The sequence below is a fragment of the Bradyrhizobium denitrificans genome, from assembly GCF_013179005.1.
Lineage (GTDB): Bacteria > Pseudomonadota > Alphaproteobacteria > Rhizobiales > Xanthobacteraceae > Bradyrhizobium > Bradyrhizobium denitrificans.
Genome location: NZ_JABFDP010000022.1, coordinates 155722 through 172302, shown reverse-complemented (window position 1 = coordinate 172302; position 16581 = coordinate 155722). Strand labels below are relative to the sequence as shown.

The following is a 16581-nucleotide window of genomic DNA, read 5'->3' as shown; positions in this document are numbered from 1 at the left end:
ACGACTCTAAGAGGACAGTTGCGATACAGAACCTAACAGGCGTTCGGAGGGGGCGTTCGCGGTGGTCATTGGGTCCTCGACGCAGGAGAGGCGATGCCTTGCTCTGTGCCTGCGCGGGCTGCGTCCGGCGTGCCGGATCACGAATTCGGTCAGCCGATTTCTTCAATCGGCTTGCCGAATTCTGCGATTCTCGGTCTCCGTGGCCATCGCCACGAGGGCCTGCCGGCGAAATTCGCTCGGCGTCATCGCCGTGGCGGCCTTGAAGGCGCGGTTGAATGGACCGATCGACTGGAAGCCGGCGTCGATCGCGATCGTCAGGATCGGCACGTCGCGCTGGCCTGGATCCGACAATGCCGCCTTGGCGTCGTCGAGCCGGTAGCGATTCAGAAACGCGCTGAAGTTGCGATGGCCGAGCCCCTCATTGATCGCCTGCCGCAACCGATATTCAGGCACGTTGAGCTGGGCGGCCAGCCCGCCGATCGACAGTCCCTCCTGCCGATAGATGCGCTCCACCCGCATGAGATGATCGAGCCGGCGCAGCAGCAGCGGCGCGACCGCCGGCCGCTCGCTCAATCCAGGCTCTGTGTCCTGCGGCGGATCGACCACGCTGGCTGCCACCACTGCTGGCGTCGGCAATGCCGCAACCGCGTTGGCGCCGAACAGGTTCCAACTCGCCAGCATTGCCAGGATGCACAGCGTGAATGCGACGATGAAGCTGCCGAGGCCGCCGCTATTGGCCGCCGCGCCGAGCACGGCGCCGGGCAGCGGCAGCAGGGCGGGGCCGGCGACGAAGGTAATGAAGCCGAGATTCAGGATCACGACTGCCATGCGCAGCAGCCGTCGTCGCGCGACCAGATCGTCGCGCCAGGTCGTCACCGTCTGGAGGATGGCGAGCAGCGCGAACGCGAGCGCGAGGACCGACAGCCCCTTGGCGCAGGCCTTGGTCACAGCCGGCCATATCGGCCAGCTCAGCGAGGCCGTGAAGCCCAGCACGACCACGGCGAGCCAGACCGCGCCATGCCAGGGCCGGAGCGCGAAATCGTCGTCGAAGGCGGCGCGTGCCCATAGCCAGAACACGACCGGCTGCGCCGACAGCAGCGGCAGCGTCCACCAGAATGTGGAGGTCGGAATGAACGGCGCGGTCGCGATCGCAAAGCCGGCGCCGCCGGCCGACATCACCAGGCCGAGCACGGCATGGGGATTGGCCGGGCGGAGCCTGATCAGCACGAGCACCATCATCGTGAACAGGCCGCTGGCCGCACCACGCAGCCCGAGATCCAGCGCCGTGAGACCGATGTCGTGCACGTGATGCGAGCCCCGCCATTGAGCCTCGCCATATTGCATCCTCAGCGTGCTGTCGACAATGCCAGCACGGCTAGTGCAGCGAGAGCAGGCCCAGTGCAGCACGCAATTCGCGCAAGGTTGCCGCCGTGACAGATTGCGCCCGCTCTGTGCCGCGCCGGACGGCGGCAAGGACATGGTCGGGCTCACGCGCGAGCGCCGTCCGGCGTGCGCGGATCGGGGCGATGACGTCCTGCAGCACGTCCTCAAGGCGCTTCTTGACCGCGCTGTCGCCAAGCCCGCCGCGGACGTAGCGGGCCTTGAGATCGGCGACCGCGTCACGATCCGCATCGAATGCGTCGAGATAGGTGAACACCACATTGCCTTCAATGCGGCCAGGGTCGGCGGCCCGGACATGCTGCGGATCGGTGAACATGCGCCGGACAGCATCGCGGATCTGGTCGGCCGTGGCGGAGAGCGGAATGGTGTTGCCCTGCGACTTGCTCATCTTGGCCTTGCCGTCGACGCCCGGCAGGCGTCCGACGGTCGAGATCAGCGCGCGGGCCTCCTTCAGCACACCCTTGCCCGTCTGTCGGTTAATCCGGCGGACGATCTCGTTGGTCTGCTCGATCAGCGGCACCTGATCGTCTCCGACCGGGACGATGGTCGCCTTGAAGGCGGTGATGTCGGCCGCCTGGGCGACGGGATAGCACAGAAAGCCGGCTGGAATGTCACGGCCGAAGCCGCGCGACTGGATTTCGTCCTTGATCGTCGGGTTGCGTTCGAGCCGCGCGACCGAGACGAAGTTCATATAGAGCAGCGTCAAATCGGCCAGGGCCGGCAGATGCGACTGCAGACAGATCGTGGTGAGATCGGAATCGATGCCGACGGCGAGATAGTCGGTCGCGATCTCCACAATGTTCCGGCTCACCTTGGCTGGATCATGTGCGTTGTCCGTGAGCGCCTGGGCATCCGCCAGCAGCAGGAATTGCTGATGTGTGGATTGAAGCGCGACCCGGTTCCGCAGCGAGCCGACGTAATGGCCGAGGTGCAGCGGGCCGGTGGTTCTGTCGCCGGTCAGGATGACTGGGCGTTCCGAGGATGAGGGATGCATCGTGGTTCTCCAGGGAGATGAGAACCGCCGTTCGAACGGGCCTTCGAGAGCTGTTGATGAGGCAGACCAACGTCGCAGGCCGATGAACGGCGGCGACGGTTGCCAAATGACGAGGCCGTGCCGCTCCTAGATGGAGCGCCACCAAGTGTTCGCACGCATGCTGTCGGCCTTGATCATGCGCGCCATATGACCGAACCTGACGCTGAACGCAACAGGTTCACAGCACGCGCTGCGCTCGCTCCCATTTGACGATACCGGCTGCCGCTCACTCCAGATCGATGGCGTGATACTGGCCGGACTTGTCGAGCTGGGTGCCCCAGACCTTGTGCAGAGCCTGATGGTCGGATGGGCCGAAGCTCACTTTCGGACCGAGCCCGAGTTCGTAGTTCTGCATGCTCTCCAGCACGTTCACCAGCGATTCGGTATCGAGGGCGGGGCCGGCGCGCCGCAGCCCTTCGATCAGGATGCTCGCGGTGAGATAGGCCTCGAGCGAGGAATAGTCCGCCGGCTCTCCCGGGAAGTACTTGGCGAGGGCGTTCTTGTATTTCATCGTGACCGTGGCGTAGCCGTCCACCGCCGGCGTGACCTGCGTGCAGATGACACCGTCCGCGTAATGCGGCCCGAGCACCATCAGCTCGCTGGCGAGGCCCGTGCTGCCAACGCCCGAGATCGTGGCATAGATCATGTCGGGATAGAGGTCGCGGGTCTTCTCGATGAACTTCGCCGCCGCGCGGAACGTGGCGACCAGCACGACGGCCTTGATGGCCGGGCGCTGCCGGCGCAATTGCGCAATGGCTTCGTCGACATTGACGGTGTTGCGATTGTAGCTCATCCGAAACACTTCGCCGGGGACGCCGCCGCGCAGTGTGCGCATCGCCTTGGTAACGCCCTCCCAGCCGGCCTCGCCATAGGCGTCCTGCTGGGTGAGAACGCCGATGTCCTGCGGACGCAGGCGCCGGTTCCTGACCAGATAGTGCACGATGGCGTCGGCTTCCTCGGCATAGCCTGCCCGGTAGTTGAAGACGTAGCGGTCGGGCGGGTCGCGCCGCAGCGACGGCGCGCCGCTGAAGGCGCCGAAATAAAGCGTATGACGTTCAAGCGCGTAAGGGACGGAGATCAGCGCGGTCGGGCTGCCGTAATTCTCCACGAAGCCGAACACTTTGTGCTGCTCGAAAAGCTCCTTCATCGCATTCAACGTCCGGTTCGGCTCGTAGGCGTCGTCGGCGGTGACGAGCTTGAGCTGTCGGCCATGCACGCCGCCCTCCTCATTGGCCTGGGCGAAGGCGAGGTCGACCCCCAGCTTGAGCTGATGGCCCATCTCCCTGGCCGGACCGGAGAATGGCGCCGCCATGCCGAAGCGAATCTCGGTGTCGGTCACGCCCTGCACCGATGACTGAGTCGCCGCCTCCCGCGGAGCCGGGACGGCGTTGGCCACCCGTGAATCGAATTTGGGCCGATGGTCCTCCTCGCGCAGCCGCGTGCTCGCATCTGCGGCCGGCGCAGGAGCGACGCTTGCGGTCGTCCCCGTTGCCGGAACATCCGGCGATGGTGCGGCGGCTGGCGGCAATGGGGCCGGCGCCGGCGGGACCGCAGCGGTGACCGAGGAAGCCGCGCGACTGTCGGCGGTGATCACTCCGACCCAATGGGCCGGCAACTTGGTCGCGGCATAACCGGCGGCTGCCGCAAAGGCGAGAATGGCCAGCAGGCTGATCCAGCCGATGGATCGCCGCTCGCGTGGCGGCGAGGGAACCTCCTGCATGCCCAGGCGCGAAATGAACTCCGACGGCCGCGGTCGCTCGTGCTCGCTGCGCCAGTTTTGATCGCGCAAAGGGGGTCGTGCATCGTCGAAGTTTGGCGGAAACGGCGGATCTTCCTGGTCATTGTTCTGCGCGTGCAAATGTCTCACGAATTCCCCCTTGGGTCGTGCGTCCTGCCGTCACTGGAGTTTGTTGTTGGATCGCGGGTTGCGCATCACCGATGCTGCAGGCCCATGAAGCGGCGGCCCTGCGCTGAGTTGCGCATATCCTTCCGCCCTCACATCGCCGATCGCTGCTAGTTGTTGATCGTCGTCAGGATCCCGCACGATCGCTCGTGCGAGCCATAATCATAATCCTCACGAGCCAATGCGGCAGTAGTTTGTCGTCTTCGTCGAGTTTGGCCGAACTCGGATGAAGCCTGTGCCCTGTTGGGACATCAATATGTCGGGGCAGACGGACGTGACGTCGGATTGTGTCAGACCGTCATCTTAAGGGGATGATCGCTGCTCGGCAGAATTGGCCACCAGGCCGGAGACCATCGCCTTCACCATGGTCGCGATCTGCTCGCGGAGCAAAGCGAGCGGCACGGCAATCAGCTTCTGCTCCAGCCCGAGTGCGACCATGCCATGGACGGCCGAGAACAGGCTGCGCGCCATCACGCTGATCTCGTCGAATGATTGCTGCGGAAACAGCGCCGCGAGCGGCTGGTGAATGTGGCGGAACAGATGCATCTGATCCGCGATCGCCCAATCGGGAAGGGTCTTCTCGGCCGCCATGCGATGCTCGAACAGCGCGCGCCATAATTCGAGATTGTGGGCTGCGAAATCACAATAGGCGACTGCGATGCGCACCAAAGCGGCCTCCGGGCCAGGCGAGCCGGCGCTCTCGGCCGCCGACAGCTCGGCGTCGAGACGGGCCAGGGTGCGCGAGCCGACCATCAGCACCAGCTCGTCGACATCGGCGACGAGGTTGTAGACGGCGCCGTTGGCGACGCCGATCTCCTGGGCCAGATCACGCGTCTTCAGGCCGGACAGGCCCTTCGCGGCGATCGCCCGCTCGGCCGCCTCGATCAGGGCTTCGCGCTGCTTGGCGCGTCGTTCCAAGGTTTTAGACATCGTTCACCATTTCTCTGAGCGCCGCTCAAATAGTTCTTGAGCGGTGCTCATGATTGCGCTAGAACAATCTCATGAGCGATGCTCATAGCAGGGAGTTCACAATGTTCAAGACTGTTCTGACGCTGTTTCGGGGCACCGTCGCCGTGGCGGAAGAGGAGCTGCAGGATCGGACCGCGCTGGTGATCCTGGATCAGCAGATGCGTGACGCCGCCGCTGCCGTCGAGCGCAGCAAGCGGGCGCTGGCGCTGGCGATTGCGCAGGACCAGCAGGAGGGCAGGCGCCTCGAAGCGACCTTGACGCGGATTGCCGATCTCGAGGTGCGCGCCACCGCCGCGCTCGATGGCGGTCGCGAGGATCTGGCCCGCGAGGCGGCGCAGGCGATCGCGGGTCTGGAGGCCGAGCGCGATGCAGCCAAGACGGCACGGGCGCTGTTCGCCACCGAGATCACCCGGCTGAAGAAGCATGTGGCGGGCGCCGAGGCGCGCATCGCCGAGCTTGATCGGGGCCGGCGCATCGCGCGTGCCGCAGAGGCCGTGCGCAATCTGCGCCGCGGCGGCATCGAGGCGGCGCGGCCCTATGAATGTACGCTGCCGGAAGCCGAAGCGACCTTGAAGCGGCTGCGCGAGCGGCAGATGGAGGCACAGGCCGCTGACGAGGCGCTGATGGAGCTGGACGCCGCGACGGGGCCGATCACCACGGCCGAAAAGCTTGCCGAACAGGGCTTTGGCCCGCGCATCAAGACCACCGCCGATGACGTGCTGGCGCGGCTGAAGGCCGGCCGCACCGCTCCGGCCAACTGATTACGTCCCAACCAACCGATCCAACCATCTCTCTCATCAATAGGAGCCGATCATGAACCAGAACGCCCAGCCCCATAGCGGTGCCTTCGTCACTTTCTCTTACGTCTCGTTCTCTGCGTCCGCCTTCCTCGTCGCACTCGGCGTGTTCTTCATGCCGATCGATCTCTGGATGAAGGGCTATTTGACGATGGGCATCGTCATGCTGGTGCAGACCTGCGTCACTCTGACCAAGACGCTGCGCGACCGCCACGAGAGCAGCAAGCTCGTCAACCGCATTGAGGACGCCCGCGCCGAGCGCCTGCTGATGGAGGTGTCGAAGGCGGCGTGAGCCGCCGGCCCTCTTCTCCTTAGCGGCCTGCAGCAGGACGCTCGCATCACGCGACACATGGCCTGCTGCAGAGAGACGGCCTTCAATGATTGGTCCTGATGCCCGGGCTCAGTCCCGCCGGCGCGGCCGAGGCCGCTGCGGCGGGAAGGCCCGGGCATCCATGTCGTTCTAGGGGCGCGCGCCCGTTCAAGCGGCATTTACCTTGCCGACGCTCCGTCCCGCGTCATGATCACGAATTAACGGCGGCAGGCTAGTCGTGCAGGGCGCAATGCCGGCGAGCGCATCGTGTCGAGCTGGTGGGATGAAGGAATGAGCATCGTCGCAGCAGCCAGGCGTATCAGACGCAATATCGGCTTCTGGGTGACAGCGCTGGGACAGGAGGCGATGGACCTGTCGCTGCGGACGCATGCGGATCTGCGCACGCGGATCGTCGAGAGCCCGGGCACGACCTTGGACGACGCGGCGCTGGCCGCGCTCGTTGCCGACCTCCGCATTGTGGCCGGCAAGACGCTGCCTGCCGGCGATCTGACCTATGGATTATTCTCCGGTCGGCGCGAGGCGCTCGCCCGGTCGATCGTGACGCTGGTGTCCGATGCGACCAGCGGCCAGCCGATCGCCTTCAATGCGCTGGCGGTGATGCAGGTCGCGCGCGACGGCGACACCCAGGAGGTGATCCATCTCGGGCTGGTCATGGTCGATCCGCAGGCGCGGGGCAAAGGGCTGTCCGGCGTGCTCTACGGCCTCACCACGTTGCTGCTGTTCATCCGTGACGGCCTGCGCCCGAAATGGATCTCGAACGTCACGCAGGTGCCGGCGGTGGCCGGCATGGTCTGCGAGACCTTCTCCGACGTCTATCCCTCGCCGCTGCCGCAGGCGCGGCAGAGCTTCGCGCATCTTCAGCTCGCGCGCGGCATCATGCGGGCGCACCGGGCGGTGTTCGGCGTCGGTGAAGACGCCGGCTTCGACGAGACGCGCTTCGTCATCACCAATGCCTATACTGGCGGTTCGGATGCGTTGAAGAAGACCTTCGACGATGCGCCCAAGCACCGCGACGATCTCTACAACGGCTATTGCGCGCGCGAGCTGGACTACGCCAGGGGCGACGATCTGCTGCAGCTCGGGCGCATCGATCTCGCCGCCGCCCGCCGCTATCTCCTGCGCGAAATTCCCTCCGGCTCGCTGCCGGCCCTGCTGGCGGCGTCGGCCGTGCTGGCGCTGCAGCGGATGATCCTGCCGCTGCTGCATTGGCTCGACGACAAGCGTCCGTTCGGCACGCTGCGTCCGCGCCTCCCGTCGGGCGGGACCGCATCATGATGCCGAGCGTCGTCGCCGATTCCGTCGTCAATCTGTGCGGCGCCATCGGGCTTGCGGTGGCCGCCGTGATGCTGCACCGGCGCGACCCCAGGGGACCGCAGACGGCCCGTCTCGTCGCGCTGCTGGCGCTGGTGGCGTCCCTGTTCCTGTTGCGCGGCATCGCCTGGTGGACGGACAACAGCACGCTCGACCGCATCTCGCTGATTCCGGCGGCGCTGATCCCGCTCGGCGCGCTCATCGTCACGGAAGGCCTGCTGCGCCGGCATGCGCATCGCCGGCTCAAGGTGGCCGCTTTGGTCGGCGGCGGGGTGCTCGCACTGGCCGGGGCGCTTGGCCCGGTCGAGCTCGAAAATGTCCACACCGCCATGCTCTCGGCATTTCAGCTCGCCGGCTTTGCCGTCTGCGCGGTGTTGCTGATCGGACGCGGTCGCGCCGACCTGCTCGCCTGGGAGAACCGCGCCATCGACCGCGTCGCCTTCGGCGCGGTCCTCGTCATTCCCTTCATCATCACCGATTTCCGCGTGCTGGCGCCGGACATGCCGGTGCGGCTCGGCGCGCTCGGCGCGCTGCTCGCGGTCACCGCGATCCTGATCGCCGGTGCGAATGACGAGACGCAGCGCCAAGGCGTGCTGCTCACCGTGCTGCGGATCGTCGGGGCGGCCTTGCTCGGCGCGGCCGCAGCCGCCTTGTCGGCGGATGTCGATGCGGCCCAGCTCATGCGCCATTGCGCGGTGGCGGTGGCGGGCGTGCTTGCGATCGGCCTGATGGGCGACGCGTTGCGCGCGGTGTTGGAAGCCCGGCAGCCGGGCGTGCTCGATTCCATCGGCGCATCGGCCGCCACCACGCGCGACGCACTGATCGTCGAGCTCGCGCGCCAGCCGATCTTCGAGAGCGCGCGACGCTATCGCGAGGCGGACCTCGCGGCCTATGATCCGCTGCTGCTACGCGACTTTCTCGCCGCGCGGCGCGTGCTGCGCCGGGCTGACGCGCCCTGGGGGCTGGCTGCGACCGATCCCGCCGTCGAGCGCATGGTGGCGCTGATGACAGCGCGCCATGCGACGCATGTGATCGTGCTGTCGCATGATCCGGTCGACCTCATCGTGCTGGCGGTGTCCGTGATCTCAGCCGATCCGGCCACGGAGACCGCGCTGGCGCTGGTGCGGCGCCTGCTGGTGCAGGCGCCGGAGGCGTCCTGATCGGCACACCGTCTCAGGACGATTGCTTGACGAAGGCCGCGAATGCATCCGCGTAATCGGCATGCCACCGCGACAGTGGCGGCCGGTTCTCGACGATGTCGCCGGCAGCCCACAGGATGCGCCGCTCATCGAGCGCGCGCGGCACGTCATTGTCCGGGCAAAGCACGTAGAAGTCCCCGGCCGAGACGCGGTCCAGCATGACGTCGACCGTCTGCTCCGGCGTCCACGCGCCGGCGGGCTTCTCGACCCGGCCATTGGCGGTGAGCGGGGTGAACACGAAGCCGGGGATGAACAGATGCGCCGTGACCTTGCAGTTCGGCGTGTTGCGCAATTCGTGCTGCAGCGCCTCGGTGAACGCCTTCACACCGGCCTTGGAGACATTGTAGGCGGGATCGCCCGGCGGCGTGGTGATGCCCTGCTTGGAGCCGGTGTTGATGATCAGCGCGGGCGTCCCTTGCGCGATCATATCAGGTGCGAACACCTGCGAACCGTGGATGATGCCCCAGAGATTGACGCCGAGGATGCGCTGCCAATTGTCCTCCGGGCCGAACATCTTGCTGCCCGGCTGGATGCCGGCATTGTTCATCAGCACGTCGACCGCGCCGAACCGCTGCCGTACCTTGGCTTCGAGATCGACCACGCTGTCGCGCCGGCTGACATCCACCTTGGCGGTCATGATGGCCTCGCCGCGTTTGGCCAGAGGGGCGAGCTTCGCGGCCGCCGCGTGCAGTCGGGCATCGTCGACATCGGCGATGCAGACATTCATGCCGAGAGCGGCGAAGCGCCCCGCGGCGGCAAGGCCGATGCCGGAGGCGCCTCCGGTGACGACGGCGGTGTGGTCGGCAGACAAGGCGGGATGGGGCACAAGCGGTTCTCCGGCAGGACACAGGGATGGTCTAAGACGTTTGGACGCGGCCGCAAGATCATGCGGCCCAGGGCATGACAGGTGTTCGCGGCTGCAACGCGGAGCGCATCGGTCCGGTTGCGTCCGCGCGCGATCGGGGTGGAACGGGCTACGGCGCGGCCTTGCCGCGGGTCTTTCTCGGTCTTGCGATGTCGCTGCGCAGCGCCGCGAGATCCTTCCTGACCGCGGAGGCCGCATCGCGCTCGATGCGGCGGTACCGTTCGACCAGCTGCGCGCCGAACGCGGTCAGCGCCGCGCCGCCGCCATTCTTGCCGCCGGTCTGCCGCGCCACCGCCGGCTGCCGGCACACCCGGTTGATCTCGTCGACGAGGTCCCAGGCGCGCTTGTAGGACATGTCCATGGCGCGGCCGGCCGCCGAGATCGAGCCGTGCTTCTCGATATGCTCCAACAGCGCGATCTTGCCCGGCCCGATGCGGCTGCCGTCATCGAGGTCGATGCGCAGGCTGAGGGAGGGAAGGGCGTTCGGTTTCGGCATGGAGGGTCTGCTCGCACAGAAGTCGGGCGGACATTGCCACCATCGTGTTTTGCGAACAAGATGACCGCAATCGACAATCACAACGACTCCGGGGGAGAAATGCTGCCTGCGCTGTTTTCGCCGCTCACGATCGGTCCCTATCACCTCAAGCATCGCGTCGTGATGGCGCCGCTGACCCGCATGCGCGCCGACAGAGCGACGCTGGCGCCGCGGCAGCTCAACGTCGACTATTACGCGCAACGCGCCACGCCGGGCGGGCTGATCATCGCCGAGGCGTCGCCAGTGCTGCCGACCGGCACGGGCAGCCCGAATGTGCCGGGCATCTACAGCGCGGCGCAGGTTGCGGGGTGGAAACAGATCGTGGACGCGGTCCACGCCAAGGGCGGACTCATTTTCCTGCAGCTCTGGCATGTCGGCCGTGTCTCGCATTCCTCGTTCCAGCCCGGCGGCGCGCTGCCGGTGGCGCCCTCGGCGATCGCAATCGGCGACGATCTCAAGGCGATGACCGCGGACGGCAAGGCCGCCGCCTACGAGACGCCGCGCGCACTCGCGACCGAGGAGATCCCCGGCCTGGTCGCCGCCTATGGCCAGGCGGCACGCAACGCGATGGCGGCGGGCTTCGACGGCGTCGAGGTGCATGGTGCGAACGGCTATCTGATCGAGCAGTTCCTGCAGACCCGCAGCAACCAGCGTACCGATCGCTATGGCGGCTCGATCGAAAACCGTTGCCGCTTCCTGCTCGAGGTGACGGAAGCCGTGATCGATGCCTGCGGTGCCGGCAAGGTCGGTGTGCGGCTGTCGCCCTATGGCATCGCCAACGGCTCCGGCGAGGCCGAGCCGATGCCGCTCTACACTTACGCGATCGAGGCCCTCAACAAGCTCGGCATCGCCTATCTGCACCTGATCGAGCCGCGCTCCTCCGGCGCCGGCCGCGCCGACGTCAACTGGCAGAACGTGCCGTCGGCGATTCAGCTGTTCCGGCCGGTCTGGAAGGGCGTGCTGATCGGCGCCGGCGGCTTCACCGGCGAGCCGGCGGAAGCGGCGATCAAGGCGGGCCATGCCGATGCGATCGCCTTCGGTCGCTATTTCATCTCGAATCCGGATCTGCCGACACGTCTGCAGCACGGCTGGCCGCTGACGCCCTATCACCGCCCGACCTTCTATGGCGGCGAGGAGAAGGGCTACACGGATTATCCAGTGTATGACGCGACGGTAACGGCATAGCTCGCTCGCTGTGCCGTCATTGCGAGGAGCGTAGCGACGAAGCAATCCAGAGTCGCGTGCGCCGCCCTGGATTGCTTCGCTTCGCTCGCCATGACGGGGAGAGAGCTCACGTTAACAATCAAGACCGCGCCCGGAGGAAACCTCATCATGAAGAACCGCACCACCGGACGCTCGGCCTTCCTGGCGCTGCTCAAGGACGAGGGCATCACGCATCTGTTCGGCAATCCCGGCACCACCGAATTGCCGATCATGCACGCGCTCAAGGACCATCCGGATCTGACCTACGTCATGGCGATGCAGGAGAGCCTGGTGGTGGCGATGGCCGACGGCTTCAGCCGCGCCTCGGGACGGCTGGTCGCCTGCAACGTCCATGTCGCGCCCGGCCTCGGCAATGCGATGGGATCGCTCTACAACGCGCAGTTCACCGGCACGCCGATGATCCTCACCGCCGGCCAGCAGGAGCAGGGCCATGGCCTGATGGAGCCGCTGCTCTATGGCCCGCTGGTGCGCATGGCCGAGCCGCTGGTGAAATGGGCGGTCGAGGTGACGAGGCTCGAGGATCTGCCGCGCATCGTCAGGCGCGCCGCCAAGGTCGCGACCACGCCGCCGACCGGGCCGGTGTTCATTTCGCTGCCCGGCGATATCCTCAACGCCGAGGCCGGTATCGACCTCGGCCGCAGCACGCGGGTCGATGCGCGGGTGCGGCCGTCCGCTGATGCTTTGCAGGCGCTGGCACAGCGCATCCTGCGGGCGCAGCGGCCGGTGATCATCACCGGCGACGAGATCGTCAAGAGCGACGCGCTGCAAGCCGCGGCGGATTTTGCGTCCGCGCTGGGCGCGCCGGTGCATCAGCAATCTGCGCCCTATGGCGCGCATTTTCTCTCCGAGCATCCCTGCTATATCGGCTCGCTGTCGCGCATCCAGAAGCAGGTGCGGGATCTCCTGGCGCCGCATGACCTCATGATCGTGCTCGGTGCTGATCCGTTGCGGATGTCCGTGCACAGCGAGATCGAACCGCTGCCCGACGGCCTGGCGATCGTGCAGATCGGCCTCGTCGATTGGGAACTGGGCAAGAATTTTGGCGCGGAGATCGCGATCAAGGCCGATGTCCGCGAGACGCTGCTGCAACTGACGCCGCTGCTACGCGAGCGCGGCGGTGCGGCCCTGCAGGCCACGGCGCAGGCGCGCACCGCTGAGCTGGCATCGAAGAACTGGAGCGCGCGCCGCCGCACGCTCGCGGCGCAGATCGAGACGGCGCGCGAGCGGATGCCGATCGATCCCGACTATCTGGCCTTGCAGGTCGCGCAGGCCATGCCGGAGCACGGCATCCTGGTCGACGAGGGCCTGACCTCGGCACGCTACATGACGGCGCTGTTTCCCTATCGCGACCGCTACAATTATCACGGCCTCGCCTCGGGCGGCATCGGCTGGGGCCTGCCGGCCGCGGTCGGCGTCAGCCTCGCCAATCCCGACCGTCCGGTGGTGTGCTATTCCGGCGACGGCAGTGCGATGTATTCGATCCAGGCGCTGTGGACCGCGGCGCATCACAAGCTGCCGCTCTCGGTGGTCATCGTCAATAATGGCGGCTACCGCATCATCAAGCAGCGGCTGTTGTCGTTCCACGGCGATGACAACTACATCGGCATGGATTTCGCTGACCCGGCGGTGGATTTTGCCGGGCTGGCTCGCTCGCTCGGCTGCGAGGCACTGCGCATCAGCGATCCCAGTGAGCTGCAGCCTGTGCTCACGGACGCATTCCGGCGGCCCGGCGCCAAGCTGATCGAGGTAATGGTGAGCAATGCGGTGAATTGAAGGGAACGCCGTTTCCTCCCCGCCGTCGTCATTCCGGGGCACGCGGGTCTACGACCCGCGTGAGCCCGGAATCCATACTCACAGGCGGATGTCGTGATGCGAACTGGGCATGACCTGCCGTGTTTCCTCGTGACGGTCCGTGGTTATGGATTCCGGGCTCATCCAAGTGCAGAACGGCTTCGCGGTCCCGCCCTTGGATGTCCCGGAATGAGGTCCTCACGAGGAACGGCCCAGGAACAATTTTCGAATATCCGAAGACGCGCTCTGTTTCCGAAATCCCGCCTCGATACGGAGGGGCGCATCGCGATCGTGACGACACGCGGCGCGGGGAGCGATGGCCGCTGACGTGCCGCAGCGTGGGGAGACCCGCGCCGACGAACGGCAGGTGGCGGACGTAAAGGCGTGTGATCCTGGCGCCCCGATGCTGGCGCCAAGTCGGCGGGTGATGATCCCGCTGGCGACGGTGGCTATCAAGCCGGTCCCCAAGAGCGCGCTATACACGTGAACACCGTCGCGCGGGGAATGCCGGAGTCCGGCTGAACCTGTGGTGACTGCCGCCTGCTTTTTTGTCTATAGCTTGCGGGCCATGGGTGAGGCCTTCACCCGGCATTCCCCGCGCCCTCCGTCGTTGCGAGGGCATCGCACCGGCAGGCCTCGGACGCCCAGCGCGCCGCGAGAGTCATCGCATATAGGTCGACACCCGCGCATGATCGATCTCTGCGAGGTTCCGGAATCCGAGACATGGCTGATAACACTGAATTCAAAGCGAGCCTCTTCCGCTCGCGACATGATCCCGATATGACCCCGGCGTTGTTGTGACTGGAAAAACGCCATGACCAGGATTGATGCAATTGCCCGAGCCCGTCAGGTCCTGACGAGCGGTGACTTTCTGGCCGAGCTTGGCCGCCGGGTCGCGTATCGGACCGAAAGCCTCAATCCCGATCGCAAGGCCGAACTCGCGGCCTATCTGACCGACGAGCTGACGCCGTCCTTCACCGCACTCGGTTTCACCTCCGAACTCGTGCCCTCACCGAGCGGCCGCGCGCCGTTCCTGATTGCGACCTATCACGAGAGCGACAGCGCGCCCACCGTGCTGAGCTATGGCCATGGCGACACCGTCGATGGCATGGCCGACGAATGGCGCGACGGGCGCGATCCATGGGCGGTGACGCCCGCGGGCAACCGCCTCTATGGCCGCGGCACCGCCGACAACAAGGGCCAGCACAGTATCAACATGGCGGCGCTGCGCGCGGTGCGCGAGGCCCGCGGCGGCAAGCTCGGCTTCAATGCGAAGTTCATCATCGAGATGGGCGAGGAGATCGGTTCGCCCGATCTCGCCAAGGTGGCCGACCTGCATCGCGACGCCTTGAAGGCCGACGTCTTCATCGGCTCGGACGGCCCGCGGCTGTCGACGTCGCGCCCCACCATCTTTCTCGGTTGCCGCGGCGGCATCCGGCTGCATCTCGACGTCAATCTGCGCGAGGGCGGCAATCACTCCGGCAATTGGGGCGGGGTGCTCGCCAATCCCGCCACCATCCTCGCCAATGCGATCGCGACGCTGGTTGACGGCCATGGCCGCATCAAGCTCGACTCGCTGAAGCCGCCGCGCCTCACCAATGCGATCCGCGCCATCCTCGCCGACGTGAAGGTCGAGCCGACCGCCGACGAGCCGGCGCTGTCGGACAATTGGGGCGAGGAGGGCCTCTCCCCCGCGGAGCGGCTGTACGCCTGGAACACGCTCGAGGTGCTGGCGATCTCCTCGGGCAATATCGACAAGCCGGCGAATGCGATTCCCGGCCGCGCGAGCGCCGTGCTGCAACTGCGCTTCGTGGTCGGCACCAAGGTCGACAGCATCGTCGACGATGTGAAGACCCATCTCGCCGCGCACGGCTTCCCGATGATCGAGGTCAGCAAGGCGCAGGGCTTCATGGCCTCGCGCGCCGACATCGACAGCCCCTGGATCACATGGGCCGCCGATTCGATTCGCATGAGCACCGGCAAGGCGCCCGCGGTGCTGCCGAACTTCGGCGGATCGTTGCCCAACGACGTGTTTGCCGACGTGCTGAAGATGCCGACGATGTGGGTGCCGCACTCTTATCCCGGCTGCTCGCAGCATGCGCCGGACGAGCATATCCTGCTGGATGTGACGGAAGAGGCGCTCGGGCTGATGGCCGGACTGTTCTGGGATCTCGGCGAGTTGCGGAAGCCGTTGTGAGCTGGGATGGGCGCACGAGCGCTCGCTGCAGGTGAGATGTTCTTCGCCAACCGCGAGGTGAACCAGAGACGATCCTGCAGCACCTCGTTCTGCAGACGTCGTACCCAATAGGAGAATGCTTCCTTGGAGCCCATCGCTTACGTCAACGGCGCCTTCGTGCCCCTGTCCGAGGCCAAGGTCTCGATCCTCGATCGCGGCTTCCTGTTTGCCGACGGCATCTATGAGGTGGCGGCGGTGCTCGACGGCAAGCTCGTCGACAGCGCATCGCATCTCGCCCGTCTGGAGCGCTCGGTCGGCGAGATCGGGCTGGCATTGCCCGAGAGCCTCGCGCGCATCGAGGAACTGCAAAAGGAGCTGGTTGCGCGCAACCAGCTCGACCAGGGCATGGTCTATCTGCAGGTCACGCGCGGCGCCGACAAGGGCCGCGACTTCCCGTTTCCGAAGGGCGACGTCAGGCCGACCTTGGTGATGTTCGTGACGGCCAAGACCATCGTCGATGCGCCCTCGGCGAAAGCGGGCATCGCCGTCATCACCGTGCCTGACATCCGCTGGGAGCGGCGCGACATCAAGAGCGTGGCGCTGCTGGCGCAGGTCTTGGCCAAGCAGGCGGCTGCCGCCGCCGGCGCGAGCGAGGCTTGGATGGTCGAGGACGGTCACGTCACCGAGGGCGGCTCGTCCACGGCCTTCATCCTGACCCGGGATGACGTGATCGTGACGCGGCCGAACTCGAACGCCATCCTGCCGGGCTGTACCCGCAAGGCGGTGGTGAAGCTCGCCGAGGAGCGCCAGCTCAAGGTCGAGGAGCGGCTGTTCACGGTCGCGGAAGCGCTCGCGGCCAAGGAGGCCTTCATCACCAGCGCGAGCTCGTTCGTGCAGCCGGTGGTCTCGATCGACGGCAAGCCGGTCGGCGACGGCAAGGTCGGGCCCGTCGCGACGCGGCTGCGCGAGATCTATGTCGATTTTGCCCGGGCGACGGCGGTGTAGTTCGGCGACAGAGCAGGTGCAGCATCGAAACTCGTTTGCAT

At 66.4% G+C, this 16581-nt stretch carries 14 protein-coding genes; 8 read left to right on the top strand and 6 right to left on the bottom strand.

The genetic code is table 11. The features are described 5' to 3' along the window. Positions 1-162 precede the first annotated feature (162 nt). The 4 genes from HL671_RS24830 to HL671_RS24815 form a co-directional block, all read right to left on the bottom strand. The gene (locus HL671_RS24830; protein ID WP_210264070.1) at positions 163-1344 is read right to left on the bottom strand and encodes an AraC family transcriptional regulator; all 1182 of its coding nucleotides are present in this window, start codon (positions 1342-1344) and stop codon (positions 163-165) included. A 31-nt stretch (positions 1345-1375) separates the two neighbouring features. Next, complete coding sequence (gene trpS / locus HL671_RS24825) at positions 1376-2395, bottom strand: tryptophan--tRNA ligase (RefSeq protein ID WP_172239496.1); 1020 nt, start codon at positions 2393-2395, stop codon at positions 1376-1378. Between the two features lie 265 nt (positions 2396-2660). Further along, positions 2661-4154, bottom strand: a complete 1494-nt coding sequence (locus HL671_RS24820) for an ABC transporter substrate-binding protein (RefSeq protein WP_172239517.1) — start codon at positions 4152-4154, stop codon at positions 2661-2663. A 486-nt stretch (positions 4155-4640) separates the two neighbouring features. Beyond that, a complete protein-coding gene (locus tag HL671_RS24815; RefSeq protein WP_012041882.1) occupies positions 4641-5267 on the bottom strand; it encodes a TetR/AcrR family transcriptional regulator in 627 nt (208 codons plus the stop codon). A 101-nt stretch (positions 5268-5368) separates the two neighbouring features. Between HL671_RS24815 and HL671_RS24810 the strand changes: the two genes are divergently transcribed. The 4 genes from HL671_RS24810 to HL671_RS24795 all read left to right on the top strand — a co-directional run bounded on the left by HL671_RS24810 (position 5369) and on the right by HL671_RS24795 (position 8905). After that, positions 5369-6067 carry a PspA/IM30 family protein gene (locus tag HL671_RS24810; protein WP_012041883.1) on the top strand — a complete coding sequence of 233 codons (699 nt, stop codon included), beginning with the start codon at positions 5369-5371 and terminating at the stop codon, positions 6065-6067. A 52-nt stretch (positions 6068-6119) separates the two neighbouring features. Then, positions 6120-6395 (top strand): YiaA/YiaB family inner membrane protein, encoded by a 276-nt coding sequence (locus HL671_RS24805; RefSeq protein WP_012041884.1) that lies wholly within the window; start codon positions 6120-6122, stop codon positions 6393-6395. 309 nt (positions 6396-6704) lie between these two features. Beyond that, positions 6705-7709 carry a hypothetical protein gene (locus HL671_RS24800; RefSeq protein ID WP_172239493.1) on the top strand — a complete coding sequence of 335 codons (1005 nt, stop codon included), beginning with the start codon at positions 6705-6707 and terminating at the stop codon, positions 7707-7709. Then, the gene (locus HL671_RS24795; protein ID WP_172239514.1) at positions 7709-8905 is read left to right on the top strand and encodes a hypothetical protein; all 1197 of its coding nucleotides are present in this window, start codon (positions 7709-7711) and stop codon (positions 8903-8905) included. Before HL671_RS24800 ends, HL671_RS24795 begins: the two co-directional genes overlap by 1 nt. 13 nt (positions 8906-8918) lie before the next feature. Here HL671_RS24795 and HL671_RS24790 read toward each other — a convergent pair whose 3' ends face one another. Both HL671_RS24790 and HL671_RS24785 read right to left on the bottom strand, forming a co-directional pair. Further along, a complete protein-coding gene (locus HL671_RS24790) occupies positions 8919-9770 on the bottom strand; it encodes an SDR family NAD(P)-dependent oxidoreductase (protein WP_012041887.1) in 852 nt (283 codons plus the stop codon). 148 nt (positions 9771-9918) lie between these two features. Continuing rightward, on the bottom strand, positions 9919-10305 hold the full coding sequence (locus HL671_RS24785; protein ID WP_172239490.1) for a winged helix-turn-helix domain-containing protein: 387 nt from the start codon (positions 10303-10305) through the stop codon (positions 9919-9921). A 99-nt stretch (positions 10306-10404) separates the two neighbouring features. Here HL671_RS24785 and HL671_RS24780 point away from each other — a divergent pair, with 99 nt between their 5' ends. The 4 genes from HL671_RS24780 to HL671_RS24765 all read left to right on the top strand — a co-directional run bounded on the left by HL671_RS24780 (position 10405) and on the right by HL671_RS24765 (position 16540). Then, positions 10405-11529: an alkene reductase gene (locus tag HL671_RS24780; RefSeq protein WP_041751322.1), complete on the top strand. Its 1125-nt coding sequence runs from the start codon at positions 10405-10407 to the stop codon at positions 11527-11529. A 147-nt stretch (positions 11530-11676) separates the two neighbouring features. Beyond that, positions 11677-13341, top strand: coding sequence for a thiamine pyrophosphate-binding protein (locus HL671_RS24775; RefSeq protein WP_012041890.1), 1665 nt, complete (start codon positions 11677-11679; stop codon positions 13339-13341). A gap of 832 nt (positions 13342-14173) precedes the next feature. Beyond that, the gene (locus HL671_RS24770; RefSeq protein ID WP_172239487.1) at positions 14174-15556 is read left to right on the top strand and encodes a M20 family metallopeptidase; all 1383 of its coding nucleotides are present in this window, start codon (positions 14174-14176) and stop codon (positions 15554-15556) included. Between the two features lie 123 nt (positions 15557-15679). Continuing rightward, complete coding sequence (locus tag HL671_RS24765; protein WP_012041892.1) at positions 15680-16540, top strand: D-amino-acid transaminase; 861 nt, start codon at positions 15680-15682, stop codon at positions 16538-16540. The last annotated feature ends 41 nt before the right edge of the window (positions 16541-16581 follow it).

Coding starts and splice junctions, on each gene's coding strand:
- HL671_RS24810 (WP_012041883.1), top strand. CDS start 5,369: ATGTTCAAGACTGTTCTGACGCTGTTTCGGGGCACCGTCGCCGTGGCG.
- HL671_RS24815 (WP_012041882.1), bottom strand. CDS start 5,267: ATGTCTAAAACCTTGGAACGACGCGCCAAGCAGCGCGAAGCCCTGATC.
- HL671_RS24800 (WP_172239493.1), top strand. CDS start 6,705: ATGAGCATCGTCGCAGCAGCCAGGCGTATCAGACGCAATATCGGCTTC.
- HL671_RS24780 (WP_041751322.1), top strand. CDS start 10,405: ATGCTGCCTGCGCTGTTTTCGCCGCTCACGATCGGTCCCTATCACCTC.
- HL671_RS24795 (WP_172239514.1), top strand. CDS start 7,709: ATGCCGAGCGTCGTCGCCGATTCCGTCGTCAATCTGTGCGGCGCCATC.
- HL671_RS24775 (WP_012041890.1), top strand. CDS start 11,677: ATGAAGAACCGCACCACCGGACGCTCGGCCTTCCTGGCGCTGCTCAAG.
- HL671_RS24820 (WP_172239517.1), bottom strand. CDS start 4,154: ATGCAGGAGGTTCCCTCGCCGCCACGCGAGCGGCGATCCATCGGCTGG.
- trpS (WP_172239496.1), bottom strand. CDS start 2,395: ATGCATCCCTCATCCTCGGAACGCCCAGTCATCCTGACCGGCGACAGA.
- HL671_RS24770 (WP_172239487.1), top strand. CDS start 14,174: ATGACCAGGATTGATGCAATTGCCCGAGCCCGTCAGGTCCTGACGAGC.
- HL671_RS24785 (WP_172239490.1), bottom strand. CDS start 10,305: ATGCCGAAACCGAACGCCCTTCCCTCCCTCAGCCTGCGCATCGACCTC.
- HL671_RS24830 (WP_210264070.1), bottom strand. CDS start 1,344: ATGCAATATGGCGAGGCTCAATGGCGGGGCTCGCATCACGTGCACGAC.
- HL671_RS24805 (WP_012041884.1), top strand. CDS start 6,120: ATGAACCAGAACGCCCAGCCCCATAGCGGTGCCTTCGTCACTTTCTCT.